The sequence below is a fragment of the Curtobacterium sp. MCLR17_042 genome (genome assembly GCF_003234695.1).
Lineage (GTDB): Bacteria > Actinomycetota > Actinomycetes > Actinomycetales > Microbacteriaceae > Curtobacterium > Curtobacterium flaccumfaciens.
The window spans coordinates 15,419-28,129 of sequence record NZ_QKTD01000013.1 but is presented as its reverse complement, the minus strand read 5'-3'; the positions used below and the strand labels follow the sequence as shown (position 1 = coordinate 28,129).

Annotated in this window: 12 protein-coding genes and 1 other RNA gene; 7 read left to right on the top strand and 6 right to left on the bottom strand. The window is 70.1% G+C overall.

Annotated elements, in window-relative coordinates:
• Positions 1-14 precede the first annotated feature (14 nt).
• Positions 15-521 (top strand): GNAT family N-acetyltransferase, encoded by a 507-nt coding sequence (locus DEJ02_RS13160; protein ID WP_111033380.1) that lies wholly within the window; start codon positions 15-17, stop codon positions 519-521.
• Between the two features lie 43 nt (positions 522-564).
• On the opposite strand, the gene DEJ02_RS13155 is transcribed toward DEJ02_RS13160, so the two are convergent.
• The 4 genes from DEJ02_RS13155 to DEJ02_RS13140 all read right to left on the bottom strand — a co-directional run bounded on the left by DEJ02_RS13155 (position 565) and on the right by DEJ02_RS13140 (position 4,811).
• On the bottom strand, positions 565-1,488 hold the full coding sequence (locus DEJ02_RS13155) for a PfkB family carbohydrate kinase (RefSeq protein ID WP_111033379.1): 924 nt from the start codon (positions 1,486-1,488) through the stop codon (positions 565-567).
• Positions 1,488-2,972: a cytosine permease gene (locus DEJ02_RS13150; RefSeq protein WP_258378733.1), complete on the bottom strand. Its 1,485-nt coding sequence runs from the start codon at positions 2,970-2,972 to the stop codon at positions 1,488-1,490. The genes DEJ02_RS13155 and DEJ02_RS13150 overlap by 1 nt, the downstream gene beginning before the upstream one ends.
• 106 nt (positions 2,973-3,078) lie before the next feature.
• The gene (locus DEJ02_RS13145) at positions 3,079-4,104 is read right to left on the bottom strand and encodes an ADP-ribosylglycohydrolase family protein (protein ID WP_181440357.1); all 1,026 of its coding nucleotides are present in this window, start codon (positions 4,102-4,104) and stop codon (positions 3,079-3,081) included.
• The gene (locus DEJ02_RS13140) at positions 4,101-4,811 is read right to left on the bottom strand and encodes a GntR family transcriptional regulator (protein WP_220038387.1); all 711 of its coding nucleotides are present in this window, start codon (positions 4,809-4,811) and stop codon (positions 4,101-4,103) included. Before DEJ02_RS13140 ends, DEJ02_RS13145 begins: the two co-directional genes overlap by 4 nt.
• Positions 4,812-4,987: 176 nt before the next feature.
• Between DEJ02_RS13140 and prfB the strand changes: the two genes are divergently transcribed.
• The 6 genes from prfB (at position 4,988) to DEJ02_RS13110 (ending at position 9,955) form a co-directional block, all read left to right on the top strand.
• Entirely contained in the window at positions 4,988-6,097 is a 1,110-nt protein-coding gene (prfB, locus tag DEJ02_RS13135; protein ID WP_071244840.1) for a peptide chain release factor 2, read from the top strand.
• 61 nt (positions 6,098-6,158) lie between these two features.
• On the top strand, positions 6,159-6,914 hold the full coding sequence (gene ftsE, locus DEJ02_RS13130) for a cell division ATP-binding protein FtsE (protein ID WP_111023996.1): 756 nt from the start codon (positions 6,159-6,161) through the stop codon (positions 6,912-6,914).
• Positions 6,911-7,825 carry a permease-like cell division protein FtsX gene (gene ftsX / locus DEJ02_RS13125; protein ID WP_027465852.1) on the top strand — a complete coding sequence of 305 codons (915 nt, stop codon included), beginning with the start codon at positions 6,911-6,913 and terminating at the stop codon, positions 7,823-7,825. The genes ftsE and ftsX overlap by 4 nt, the downstream gene beginning before the upstream one ends.
• Before the next feature lie 131 nt (positions 7,826-7,956).
• Complete coding sequence (gene smpB / locus DEJ02_RS13120; protein WP_027465851.1) at positions 7,957-8,433, top strand: SsrA-binding protein SmpB; 477 nt, start codon at positions 7,957-7,959, stop codon at positions 8,431-8,433.
• Between the two features lie 95 nt (positions 8,434-8,528).
• Positions 8,529-8,905: a transfer-messenger RNA gene (ssrA, locus tag DEJ02_RS13115) on the top strand.
• A 162-nt stretch (positions 8,906-9,067) separates the two neighbouring features.
• On the top strand, positions 9,068-9,955 hold the full coding sequence (locus DEJ02_RS13110; protein ID WP_111033375.1) for a hypothetical protein: 888 nt from the start codon (positions 9,068-9,070) through the stop codon (positions 9,953-9,955).
• Positions 9,956-9,971: 16 nt separating this feature from the next.
• On the opposite strand, the gene DEJ02_RS13105 is transcribed toward DEJ02_RS13110, so the two are convergent.
• Positions 9,972-11,276, bottom strand: a complete 1,305-nt coding sequence (locus tag DEJ02_RS13105; protein ID WP_111033374.1) for an LLM class flavin-dependent oxidoreductase — start codon at positions 11,274-11,276, stop codon at positions 9,972-9,974.
• On the bottom strand, positions 11,277-12,662 hold the full coding sequence (locus DEJ02_RS13100; RefSeq protein WP_111033373.1) for an O-acetylhomoserine aminocarboxypropyltransferase/cysteine synthase family protein: 1,386 nt from the start codon (positions 12,660-12,662) through the stop codon (positions 11,277-11,279).
• Between the last annotated feature and the right edge of the window lie 49 nt (positions 12,663-12,711).

Sequence of the window (12,711 nt, the reverse complement as noted above, 5' to 3'; positions counted from 1 at the left end):
TGTGATACTTGGACATGCTCGAGTTGGTGAGGCCGCAGACGGCGTTGTACGAGGCGTGGGCCGAAGCGCATGCCGAGTGGGGGCCGGGCGTGCACGAGGACGGATTCGGGATCACCGCCCAGGACGACGTCGGCGACGAGGACGGGTTCCGCACCTGGGTCGGCCGACTGCACGCCAGACCCGGGCCCCTCTGGTGGATCGTCGAGGACGGCCGCGTCCTGGGCGGGATCGCACTCCGGGCGCCGGGAGACGCGGCCGGCGTGCAGCGGTTCGGCCACGTCGGGTACGGGATCCGCCCGTCGGCGAGGGGCCGAGGCGTGGCGACCTGGGCGCTGGGCCAGGTGCTCGCGCACGCATCGCGCGTCGGGATCGACCCGGTGATCGCCGTCTGCCGTGATGACAACAACGGCTCCATCGGGGTGTTGGAGCACTACGACGCCGTCCTGCTGTCGACCGAGCGCCGCGGCGGTGTGCGGCTGCGACGGTACGCGATCGCCAGATCGCACCGGAGGCCCGGGTAGCCGACCGAGCGCACGACCACCCCGAGGAACACCTGTCGGCGCGTCACGCGAGCCGGGCGAGGAGCGCGTCCGTCTCAACTGCGGTCGGTGCTGTCGCCGGACCGTTCCTGGTGACCGCGAGGGCTGCCGCAGCGTTCGCCCGTCGGACGGCGTCGACGAGGACCGCACCTCGGGACAGCGCAGCCACGAGCACTCCGCCGTGGGCGTCTCCCGCGCCGTTCGAGTCCACCGCAGCGACCCGGAAGCCTGGCACCAGCACTGGTTCCAGGCCGGGCTCGACGACCCAGCAGCCGGCTGCGCCGTCGCGGGCCAAGGCGGTCCCGCGGGCGGCCGCGGCGATGGAGGCGACCGCCTCGGGGAGTCCCGCGGACGTGGGAGCCATGAGCCGCGCCTCCCGCCCGTTGGCGCTGACCACGTCCGCACGCGCCAGGACGGGGCCGAGCACCGCCGGGGGCAGCGTGTCGACCAGCGGCGACGGGTCCAGGACGACGCGGACGGAGTCGGGGACCGTCCCGAGCCAATCGGCGATCGCCTGCCCGTTGACGGCGTGCGCGAGGCCGTAGCCGGACACGAACACCGTGTCGTCGGCGACGAGGGCGATCCGGTCGAGGTCGGCGCGGCCGAGCTGGCCCTCTGCGCCGACGCTCGTGACGAAGGTCCGCTCCGTCGACGCGTCCACGAGTGCGACGCAGTACCCGCTGTCGACGTCGGCGAGACCGGGTTGCAGGACGTCCACGCCCGACGCCGCGAGTGCGCGACGCACCACGTCGCCGAACGGCCCGCTGCCGTACTGGCCCCCGAAGGCGACGTCGAGCCCGTCCCGGGCGGCGGCGACCATCGTGTTCAGGCCGCCGCCCGCGGTGATCTCCGACGCGGAGGCGATGACGTCGCCGCCCGGATCCGGGATCGCGTCGACGCGCATGACGATGTCGACGATGACGTTGCCGACCGAGACGAGGCGGGGCATCAGGCGCTCGCCCCGGCGTCCGCGGTCGTGGCCGGCTCGTCCTCGGTGAGCCGTCCGCGTGCTCCGCCGGTCAGCAGGTAGACCGCGGCAGCGACGATGAACGTGACGACCCAGCCGAGGCCGTTCGCACCGATCCACGTTCCGGAGAACGCACCGACGAAGACGGGGGCCGCATCACCGACCTGCACCTCGGTGAACAGGAAGCCGATCACGATCGCGACGATCCAGGCGGCGAGGGCACCCCAGGCCACGCCGCCGCGGTACCAGTACCGGCCGCCAGCGCGCAGGTCGAGGAGCGCAGCAGGGTCGTACCAGCGCCGCCGCACCATGTCGGCCATGAAGACGCCGAGCCACGCGGTGATCGGGACGGCGAGGACGGAGATGAACGTGATGAAGGGCGCGTAGAAGCCGTCGGCGACGAGCATGAAGTACATCGCGCCGAGTGTGGTGACGACCACGTCGACCGCGACCGCCCAGACGCGCGGGACCTTGATGCCGAGGGTCAGCGTGGTGAGACTCGCCGAGTACACGGACAGGTGGTTCGACAACAGGAGGCCGCCGAACGCCGCGATGAGGTAGGGGATCGCCATCCAGCTGGGCAGCAGGTCGCGGATCGCGGCGACCGGGTCGCCCGCCTGCGCCAGGGTCGGGTCGCCGGCGGAGACGAGTGCGCCAAGACCGACCAGGACGACGAGCGGGATGCCCGCACCGGCGGCGCTCGACGCGATCAGGGCGCCTGCCTTCGACGAGGTGCGGGTGTAGCGGGCGATGTCGGCTCCGGCCGTGGCCCAGCCGATGCCGGTGCCGGCGGCGATTGTGCCGATGCCGATGACCATCGCGGCGACGGGGCCCGCGGGCTGGGACCCGACGACGTCCCAGTCGACGCGGAGCACGAGGAAGACGGCGACGAACACGTTGAGCGCGCCGAACACCCACGTCGCCCACTTCTGGACGGCGACGATGAACGCGTGCCCGAGGCCGGAGACGAGCACCGTGGCGACGACGAACACCAGGATCGCGACGATCGTCAGCACCGGGTTCGCCTTCGCGTCACCGCCCGTGCCGAAGAGGATCGTGAACAGCGACAGCAGCACGAACGCCGCCGTGGTGGTGTTCACCGTCTCCCAGCCGAGCCGGGACAGCAGTGACACGAACGTCGGGCCGATGTTGCCCCGGACGCCGAACACCGCTCGACTGAGCGTGAGGCCAGGAGCCCCGCCGCGACGACCGGCGATCGAGATGACGCCGACGACCGCGAAGGACCCGGCGGCGCCGATGACCGCGACGAGCAGCGCCTGCCAGATGGTCAGGCCCTGGAACGCGACCAGGGTCGCACCGAGTGGGAGGCCGAGGATGGAGATGTTGGCGGCGAACCAGACCCAGAACAGCGCGCCGGGCGTGCCGGTTCGTTCTTCCCGGGGCACGGGCTCGATGCCCCGCTGCTCGATCGTCGTCAGCGTGCCGCTGCTGAGGGTGGTGGGCATGTCGGACATGGTTCGGTTCCTCTTACGTCGTCGGAAGGATGGTGCGCGAAACCGGGCGTCGGCCTGTCGGGACGACGCCACAGCGTGGGGGAGGAGTGGGGGCGGGTCAGCTGCCCGTGCGGAGGGTGAGGAGTCCGTCGACGACCTGGTCGAGCCGGACGTCGTTGACGGTGGTCACGGTGACGACGGCGTCGCTGGGCCAGACGACGGGTCCGTGGACGGCGCCGAGCACCGCACCGGCCATCGCGGCGATCGTGTCGGTGTCGCCGCCGAGTGATGCCGCCGAGCAGAGGGTCTGCCACGGGTCGAGGTCGAGGGCGACGAGGGCGAGTGCGGCGACGACGGACTCCTGGCTGGCCACGCTCGTGCCGATGAGTCGCGTGATCGTGTCGACCTGCGCGGACGCAGGCACGGTCGGCAGGTGCTCACGTGCCCACGTCGTCCTCGCGGCGATGTCCGCGCCGGCGACCCAGTGGCCGCGCTCCGCGCCGATGGTGGCGGCGGCGACCGCGGCGTCGAGCGCTCCGGCGCGGGTCGCCCCGTCGATGCCCGCGCTCACGGCCGCGGCGATCGCGCTCGCTCCGGCGATGCCGAGTCCGGTGTCGTGCGTGACGCGGCTGGCGTCCTGGACGGCGTCGACCAGGTGGACGAGGTCACTCGACGGCACCGCGACACCAACCGGTGCGATGCGCATGGCGGCCCCGTTCGTCGTGCCGGTCGAGCCCGCCTCGGACGCGGGGACGCCAGCGAGGATCCGCTGCACCGCGGTCTTCGTGCTCGGGCCGAGCAGGTCGAGCGAGCCCTTCGCCTCCATCCCGCGCTCCCAGGCGATGAGTGCCTCGGCGAAGCGGACGGGGTCCAGTCGTCCGTTGCCCTCGAGCAGCAGCTCGGCGAGCATCAGGGCCTGTTCGGTGTCGTCAGTGATCGTGCCCGCGGGCATGCCGGTGGCGATACGCTGGTGCGGTCCGGCGTCGACGAATCCGGTGATGGCCCCGTGGTCGGCGAGGATCTGCGCGCGGGACATCGACTGGGTCGGCATGCCGAGGGCGTCACCGATGGCCAGGCCGGTGAGGGCAGCGAGGGCGTGGTCTCGGAGGGGGTGCTGGTTCACGGGGTCCTGTCGCGGGGTCATGACGTGGTCCCGAAGCGCATGTGCAGTCGGAAGCGGTCGGGATCGAGGAGACTGTCGACGCGCTCGACGAACGCGCCTTCGGCCGTGCGTGTGACGCGGCGGCTGCGCAGGAACGGCGTGCCCGCGGTGCGGTCGAGCAAGGCTGCGTCGTCGATGTCGAGCGGGACGACGTCGATCCACTGCTCGGCGCTCGCCGGCACCAGACCGGTTTCCGCGATCGTGGCGGTGAGGGAGCCGTCGACGAGTCCGTCGGTGGTCGAGGCCGCCAGTCGTCCCAGGTGCGGTACGACGCTTCGCTCCAGGGACACCGGGCTGCCGCCGACGACGACGCGGAGCCGATCGACTGCGACGAAGGTCGCTCCGGCGGCGTCGACCTCGGCTTGCAGTTCCGCATCGTCGAACCGCTCGATGCGCAGAGTTCGGGTCGACACCTCGGTCCCCGAGGCGGCGATCGACCGTGCCCAGCCACCGCGTGGGTCGAGGGACGCCCCGTCGAAGGTGACGACCGAGCCGACACCGCCACGGGTGGCGATGTACTCGTCGTCGGCGAGGTCGGCGAGGGCGGCTCGGACGGTGCCGCGACTGACCGCGAAGCGCACGGCCAGGTCGTTCTCACCGGGCAGGCGCTCGCCCGCTCGGTACCGCCCCGTCGCGATCTCGTCGCGGAGCGCGTCGGCGACGAGACGTCGCTTCGATGTGACTGGCATGTGGTGATCGTACATGTACAGAACCTGTCCGATCCTGCGATGCGTTCAGTGGATGTCCCGGATGTCCTGGGTGGTCTCGTGGCGGGTGAGTGGAGGAGCACCGCCGCCAGCGGGACGGACCCGCACCGGGCCTCCCGGTCGGCCGAGTCGGACTCGCGCCGGTAGGATCGATGACCATGGTCGAACTGGACTTCACCGAGCAGCTCTCCGCCCTTCGCGAGACCTTCGGCAACATCCGCTCGGTGGTCGACGTCGACCGCCTGCAGCGTGAGATCGCCGACCTCAGCGAGCAGGCCGGGGCCCAGGACCTCTGGGACGACGTCGACCACGCGCAGCAGGTGACGAGCGCGCTCTCGCACCGCCAGTCGGAGCTGAAGAAGATCACCGACACCGAGCAGCGCATCGACGACCTCGAGGTGCTGGTCGAGATGGCGAACGAGGGTGACGACCAGGAGTCCGCCGACGAAGCGCTCGCCGAGCTCAAGGCGATCCAGAAGATGATCGGCGACTTCGAGGTGCAGACGCTCCTCGACGGTGAGTACGACGACCGTCCGGCGGTCATCACGATCCGCGCCGGCGCGGGTGGGGTCGACGCGGCGGACTTCGCCGAGATGCTCCTCCGGATGTACCTCCGGTACGCCGAGCAGCACAACTTCAAGACCACGGTGATGGACACCTCGTACGCCGAAGAGGCGGGCATCAAGTCCGCGACGTTCGAGATCGACGCCCCGCACGCGTTCGGCACGCTGTCGGTCGAGGCCGGCACCCACCGCCTGGTGCGGATGTCGCCGTTCGGTGCCGCCGGCAAGCGCCAGACGTCCTTCGCCGCGGTCGAGGTCATCCCGCTCATGCCGGAGACCGCCGTCATCGACATCCCCGAGAACGACATCCGCGTCGACGTGTTCCGCTCGTCGGGCCCCGGCGGGCAGTCCGTCAACACGACCGACTCCGCGGTGCGCCTGACGCACATCCCGACCGGCACCGTCGTCTCGATGCAGAATGAGAAGTCGCAGATCCAGAACCGTGCGGCCGCCATGCGCGTGCTGCAGTCGCGCCTGCTCCTCCTGAAGAAGGAAGAGGAGAACGCAAAGAAGAAGGAACTCGCCGGCAACATCACGGCGAGCTGGGGCGACCAGATCCGCTCCTACGTCCTGGCGCCGTACCAGATGGTCAAGGACCTCCGGACGGAGCACGAGGTGAACAACCCCTCAGCCGTGTTCGACGGCGATCTGGACGGCTTCATCAACGCGGGCATCCGCTGGCGCAAGCAATCCGCTGCCGAGTAGGGGTTCCTGAGCCGCGCGCCTCGCTTGCTTTCCAAGCGGGGCGACCTACCCTGATCCGGTCATGATCAAATTCGACCAGGTCACCAAGGTCTACTCGGGCAACCCGAGTCCGGCGCTCGACAACCTCACCCTCGAGATCCTCAAGGGCGAGTTCGTGTTCCTCGTGGGCGCGTCCGGTTCCGGCAAGTCCAGCTTCCTGCGCCTCGTGCTCAAGGAGGAGAAGCCCACGAGCGGGCAGATCCACGTGCTCGGGCAGCGCCTCGGGTCCCTGGCATCGCGGAAGGTCCCGTACTTCCGCCGCAACCTCGGGGTGGTCTTCCAGGACTTCCGTCTGCTGCCGAACAAGAACGTGTTCGACAACGTGGCGTTCTCGCTGCAGGTCATCGGCAAGAGCAAGGGCTTCATCAGCGAGGCCGTGACCGACGTGCTGAAGCTCGTCGGTCTCGCCGGCAAGGCCTCCCGCATGCCGCACGAACTCTCCGGTGGTGAGCAGCAGCGTGTGGCCATCGCCCGCGCCGTCGTGAACAAGCCGGCGATCCTGCTGGCCGACGAGCCCACCGGGAACCTGGACCCCACCACGTCCGCCGGCATCATGGCGCTCCTCGAACGCATCAACCAGGGAGGCACCACCGTGCTGATGGCGACGCACGACGCCAGCATCGTGAACCAGATGCAGCGTCGGGTCATCGAGCTCTCGAACGGCACCGTCCTGCGCGACGAGCAGTCCGGCGGCTACCAGACCCAGGCCGTCCCGATCCAGCGAGGCACCGTGTCCAACACCACCGGCATCCAGACGATCCCGGGGCTCATCCGATGAGGCTCGGGCTCGTCATGTCCGAGGTCGGCTCGGGCCTGCGGCGCAATGCGTCGATGGTCGTCTCCGTCGTCCTCGTGACCTTCATCTCCCTGACCTTCGTCGGCACGGCGATCCTGCTCCAGATGCAGATCAACCAGATGAAGGGGTACTGGTACGACCGGGCGCAGGTCGCCGTCTACCTGTGCACCGACACCGACACCACGGGCAACTGCACCGGCGCGAAGGCCACCGCCGACCAGCGCGAGCAGGTCCAGGCGCAGCTCGACTCGTCGACGCTCAAGCCGTACATCGAGAAGACCTACTACGAGAACCAGGACCAGGCCTTCACCCGGTTCAAGGAGCAGTTCAAGGACTCGGCCGCGACGGAGTTCGTCAAGCCGGAGTACCTGAACGAGACCTTCTGGGTGAACCTGAAGAACCCGTCGCAGGCAGACGTCCTGGTCGAGAGCCTGTCGAAGGTCGCCGGCGTGCAGAGCGTCGTCGACCAACGCGGGTACCTGCAGCCGATCTTCAACCTGCTCAACGCGTCGTCGTACACGGCGATCGGCATCGCGGCCCTCATGCTCGTGGCGGCGGTGCTGCTCATCGCGACGACGATCCGCCTGTCGGCGTTCAGTCGACGGCGAGAGCTCGGCATCATGCGGCTCGTCGGTGCATCGAACCGGTTCATCCAGACACCGTTCGTGCTCGAGGGGGTGATCGCCGCCGCCATCGGAGCCGTCCTCGCCGGTGGCGCCATCACCGCCGTGGTCTGGTTCTTCGTCCGGAACTTCCTGGCGGAGCGCTTCACCGGCACGGCGTTCATCGGCATGGGGGACGCGGCCATCGTGGTCCCCGCGGTGATCGTGATCGGGGTGCTCCTCGCCGCGGCGTCGGCGTCGATCGCCATCCGCCGGTACCTGAAGGTCTGACGCAGCACAGCATCCGCGAGCGGGCGGCGCGCCGGGAAGGTGCGCCGCCCGCTTCGTGTTGAGTAGTCTGTAGGGCTGCGCGGAACCACCCAGGCAGCGCACTGCACCGGTCACCATCGAGAGGAGTCGTCATGGCGAAGGAACGCGGGGAGAAGATCGTCGCGACGAACCGTCGCGCACGGCACGACTACCTCATCGAGGACACGTACGAAGCGGGCATGGTCCTGTCCGGCACCGAGGTGAAGTCCCTGCGGATGGGGCGGGCGTCGCTGGTCGACGGGTACGCCTACATCGACGGTGGCGAAGCGTGGATCGACGCCGTGCACATCCCGGAGTACACCGAGGGCACGTGGAACAACCACTCGCCCCGTCGGAAGCGCAAGCTGCTCCTGCACAAGCAGCAGATCGTGAAGATCTCGCACAAGACGGCGCAGGGCGGCTACACCCTCGTGCCGCTGCAGATCTACTTCCACGACGGTCGGGCCAAGATCGAGATCGCCGTCGCGAAGGGCAAGCGCGAGTTCGACAAGCGTCAGGCCCTGCGCGAGAAGACCGACAAGCGTGAGGCCGAGCGGGCCATGCGCACCCGGAACCGCGTCGGAGAGTAGCGCCGACGCACCTCCTCGGCTAGACTGAGGGACTGCTCCGACAGGGGCATTGGCAACTCAACAGCGTGACAGCGGCTCGCACGTCCGGCCCGCATGGGGATGATCGGTTTCGACATTGCCTGTGTGCCGACGGGAAGCGGGCCGAGGACCCACGGTTATCTCGTAAACGATCCGTGGAAAACAACAAGTGCCAATTCCAAGCGCACTGACTTCGCTCTCGCTGCGTAAGCAGCCCAGCACATGAAGTCCGTCGGCCAGGTGACCGTCTTCTAACCTGATCCCGACGTCATCCAGAGGACTTGCTGCACGGTTGCGCCTCAGGGCCGTGCGGGACTTGCACTGAGACTGGGCCCGTCGTCCTAGAAGCCGGTAGCAAAGGACGGGGCCGAGCAGAACGAACTATCCGGATACGCCCGTAGAAGACGTCGAATTGCAGCGATGGACGGGGGTTCGATTCCCCCCATCTCCACCATTCGCCGAACGACGAGCCGCTGTCACGCTGCGCCACCTGAACGCCCCGGCACCGTCCCCTGGACAGTGCCGGGGCGTTCGCTGTTCCGGCACGTCCGAGGACTACGCTCCGGAGCAGGCGCGCAGAACACGCTCGCGTCGAACCCGAACGAGAGGTCAGCACGTGGTGCAGGAGATCGCGATCCGTGTCCGTCTGCGGGAGCAGGAACGAGTGGTGCTCAGCGAGTACGAGCGGATCGTGGGCTCCGTCGCCACGGTGGCCGCCCTCGCCGCATGGCTGCCGAACCCCGACACCCGCCTGGTCGTGCGCGGCCGCGGCGCCGAACCGGTGCGGCTCGAGACCGTCACGTACGGCTCGGTGGTCGAGATGCTCGTCGTGCTCGACCAGCGCTCCGTCGGGGTCGATTGTGCTGCCGCCGCCATCGCCGCGCTCATCGAGTCGGTCCGCCACGAGCACGTCGCCGACGACGTCTCCGGGGTCGCCGGGGAACTCGATCGGCTCGATCGCGCTGCCCCGCGCGGACGGTCCACCGTGGAACGCGCGCTGCGCACGTTCCTCGAGGGGGCACGGTCCGACGTCCTCGAGCGCAAGACGACCACCCGGGTCCGCACCGCGCAGGCGTTGCTCCGGCTCGCCGAGGCGGACGCGGTCCTGACGGTCGAGCGGGTCGCCGACGCCCTGGCACCGGTGCTCGAGGAGCACGCGGTCGACGTCGAGCTGGACACCGGCTCGGCCGTGGTCGTCGAGCCGATCGACGGGGTGGAGTCGCCGGAGACGGAGACGGAGACGGAGACCGAGGCCGCGTCCGACGACGCCGACGCCGACGTCTCGCAGGCGGGTCCGGAGGCCGTGTCGACCGTCCTGCCGCTGCCGACGGGTGCGAGCAAGGCCAAGTCGAAGAAGGACGACGGGAAGAAGAAGTCCAAGAAGGACGACGGGAAGAAGAAGTCCAAGAAGGACGACGGGAAGAAGAAGTCCAAGAAGGACGACGGGAAGAAGAAGTCCAAGAAGGACGACGACGCGAAGAAGAAGTCCAAGAAGAAGAAGTAGCTCGCAGCCGCTCCCGCTAGAAGTCGAACAGGTTCGCTCGGATCCCTCCGGCGCCGTACTCCCGTCGCAGGAGCCCTCGGCGCCGGAGCACCGGCACCAGGTCGCCGAACATCCGGTGGATCTGCGCCGGGTGCAGATCGCCCGAGAAGATGATCCCGTCGTTGTCGGCGTCGCTGCCGAGCTCCTCGATGAAGTCCGCGAACTCGTCCGCCGTCCCGACGAACCCCGAGCGTGACGCGATCCGCCCCTGCCGCGCCTTGCGGGTGAGAAGCTCCCGCAGCGGTGCGTCCGGGGTGTCCCCGAGCAGCCCGCGGATCGTGCCGGCCGAGACGTGCTCACCGAAGGTCCCGTCGGGCACCGGGGCGTCCAGGTCGAGCGCGAGCAGGTCGGTCTCGGAGTCGCTCGACCACGCGATGGCCGCCGCACGCAGGGCCTCGTCGGTGGGGTGCTCGGACGCCGCGACGATGCGGTCGGCCTCCTGCGGCGAGGACACGATCACGGGCTTGAGCACGAACAGGATCCGCAGGTCCGCGGTGGACCGCCCTGCGGCCTCGGCTGCCGCGATCACCCGTGCTCGGTACTCCGTCACCGCGGCGGCGGACAGCGGCGCGAGTGCGAGCTGCACGTCCGAGTGGGTCCCGGCGAACGCGAGCCCTCGGCCCGAGCCACCGGGGGAGACGACCACGGGGTCCGACGCCAGCGGCAGGGCGTTGAGCGGACCGTCGGCGGTGAAGTGGGTGCCCTCGTGGTGGAACGCGTCGAGCGCATCGCCGTCCGCGAAGTGCCACGAGTCCGGTGCGCCGACGTACGCGTCGCCCCACGAGTGCCAGAGCCGGCGGAGCAGCGTGATCCACTCCTCGGCGCGGTCGTACGCCTGGTCGTGCGGCAGTGGCGGCAGGCCGGCGTGGCGTGCGCTGCCGACGTCGGTGACGACGTTGATGCCCAGCCGGTCCGAGGACAGGTGCGCCAGGGTCGCGAACTGCCGTGCCGCCAGGTACGGCGGGGTGATGCCCGCGTTGACGGTCGGCGCGATGCCGATGTGCGAGGTGGCGGCGAACAGGTACGGGGCGAGCAGCAGCGGGTCGTGCTTCGGGCCGCCGTACGCCTGCCGGATGCGCAGGTCGAGGGTGGCGGGGGAGCCGAGCGAGACGGCGTCCTCGGCGATGACCAGGTCCATGCCGGCCTGCTCGAGCGTCCGGACGGACTGCTGGTACAGGTCCGGCTTCGTCCAGTCGTGGCCCCAGTCCCAGTCGGACCGTCCCCACGCCTGCGGGCCGAAGCCGCGCGAGAAGAAGTACCCGAAGTGCTGCAGCTCGGCCATTCAGCGCTCCTGCCGGTCGAGGGCCGGCCCACCGACTGCCGTGCGCTGCGCGTCGGACGCTCCACGTGCCTCCAGGCCGGCGGCGGCGTCTGCGGACCGCAGCGCGACGAGCCCGCGTTCCAGGTCGCGGAGCAGGTCCGCGACGTCCTCGATGCCGACCGACAGCCGGATCAGGCCGTTGTCGATGCCCTGCTCGGCTCGCTCTTCCGGCGTGCGGCCGGCGTGCGTGGTGGTGGCCGGGTGCAGGATCAGCGAGCGGACGTCGCCCAGGTGGGTCATCCGGCTGAACAGCTGCACGGCGTCGATGAACGCCCGCGCGGCGGCTTCGCCACCGGCGAGCGTGAAGGCGAAGACGGACCCGGCCCCGCGGGGCAGGTAGCGCTGGGCGAGGTCGTGGAACGGACTGGAGGCCAGGCCCGCGTGGTCGACGCTCGTCACCTCCGGCTGCTGGTCCAGCCAGGACGCGACGGCCAGCGCGTTCGCGCAGTGGCGTTCCACCCGCAGTGACAGCGTCTCGATGCCCTGGCGGAGCAGGAACGCGTTGAACGGCGACGGCGCCGGGCCGATGCGCGCGGCGACGACGTCGCGGGCGAACACGGCGAAGGCCCGGTTGCCGTACCGCTCGACGTAGCTCTCGCCGCCGAGGGACCGTTCGGGGCTGGTCAGGTGGGTCCAGCGCTCGGGGGCGGCGGACCAGTCGAACCGGCCGCCGTCGACGACCACACCGCCGAGTCCGGCACCGTGGCCGGACAGGAACTTCGACGCCGAGTGCACGACGATGTCCGCACCGTGCTCGACCGGGCGCACCAGGTACGGCGTGGCGAGGGTGTTGTCGACGATCAGCGGGACGCCCGCGCGGTGCGCGGTCTCGGCGACGCCGGTGATGTCGAGGACGTCGTTCTTCGGGTTCGGGATCGTCTCGGCGAAGAACGCCTTCGTGTTCGGCCGGACCGCGGCGGCCCAGGCGTCGAGGTCGCGGGCGTTGGTGACGAAGTCGACCTCGATGCCGAGCCGACCGAGGTTCTGCAGCAGCAGCCCGCGCGTGCCCTCGTAGATGCTCCGGGCGCTGACGACGTGGTCGCCGGCCTGCAGCAGGCCGAGGAACGCCACGGTCGCCGCAGCCTGACCGCTGCCGACCAGGATCGCCTGGACACCGCGTTCGAGCAGCGCCACGCGACGCTCGACGTCGGCGTTCGTGGGGTTGCCCAGGCGCGTGTAGGTGTATCCGTCGTCGGTGTCGGCGAAGCGGTCGCGGGCCTGGTCGAAGTCGTCGAACAGGAACCCGGAGGACATGTGGATCGCGGGGACCCGGGCGCCGTGCCCGGCGTCGGGCACGAAGCCGCCGTGTACCTGCTCGGTCGCGAAGCCGTGGTCGTCGGTCGCCATGGGACACCTCCGGGGGTCGTCTGGCGGTAGCCTCGCAGCCGCTCGGCGC

What these genes read in the sequence shown, in the direction of transcription:
- DEJ02_RS13100 (WP_111033373.1), bottom strand. Translation starts at nt 12,662, where the DNA reads ATGGCGACCGACGACCACGGCTTCGCGACCGAGCAGGTACACGGCGGC.
- DEJ02_RS13160 (WP_111033380.1), top strand. Translation starts at nt 15, where the DNA reads ATGCTCGAGTTGGTGAGGCCGCAGACGGCGTTGTACGAGGCGTGGGCC.
- ftsX (WP_027465852.1), top strand. Translation starts at nt 6,911, where the DNA reads ATGAGGCTCGGGCTCGTCATGTCCGAGGTCGGCTCGGGCCTGCGGCGC.
- DEJ02_RS13150 (WP_258378733.1), bottom strand. Translation starts at nt 2,972, where the DNA reads ATGCCCACCACCCTCAGCAGCGGCACGCTGACGACGATCGAGCAGCGG.
- prfB (WP_071244840.1), top strand. Translation starts at nt 4,988, where the DNA reads ATGGTCGAACTGGACTTCACCGAGCAGCTCTCCGCCCTTCGCGAGACC.
- smpB (WP_027465851.1), top strand. Translation starts at nt 7,957, where the DNA reads ATGGCGAAGGAACGCGGGGAGAAGATCGTCGCGACGAACCGTCGCGCA.
- DEJ02_RS13105 (WP_111033374.1), bottom strand. Translation starts at nt 11,276, where the DNA reads ATGGCCGAGCTGCAGCACTTCGGGTACTTCTTCTCGCGCGGCTTCGGC.
- DEJ02_RS13140 (WP_220038387.1), bottom strand. Translation starts at nt 4,811, where the DNA reads ATGCCAGTCACATCGAAGCGACGTCTCGTCGCCGACGCGCTCCGCGAC.
- DEJ02_RS13145 (WP_181440357.1), bottom strand. Translation starts at nt 4,104, where the DNA reads ATGACCCCGCGACAGGACCCCGTGAACCAGCACCCCCTCCGAGACCAC.
- ftsE (WP_111023996.1), top strand. Translation starts at nt 6,159, where the DNA reads ATGATCAAATTCGACCAGGTCACCAAGGTCTACTCGGGCAACCCGAGT.
- DEJ02_RS13155 (WP_111033379.1), bottom strand. Translation starts at nt 1,488, where the DNA reads ATGCCCCGCCTCGTCTCGGTCGGCAACGTCATCGTCGACATCGTCATG.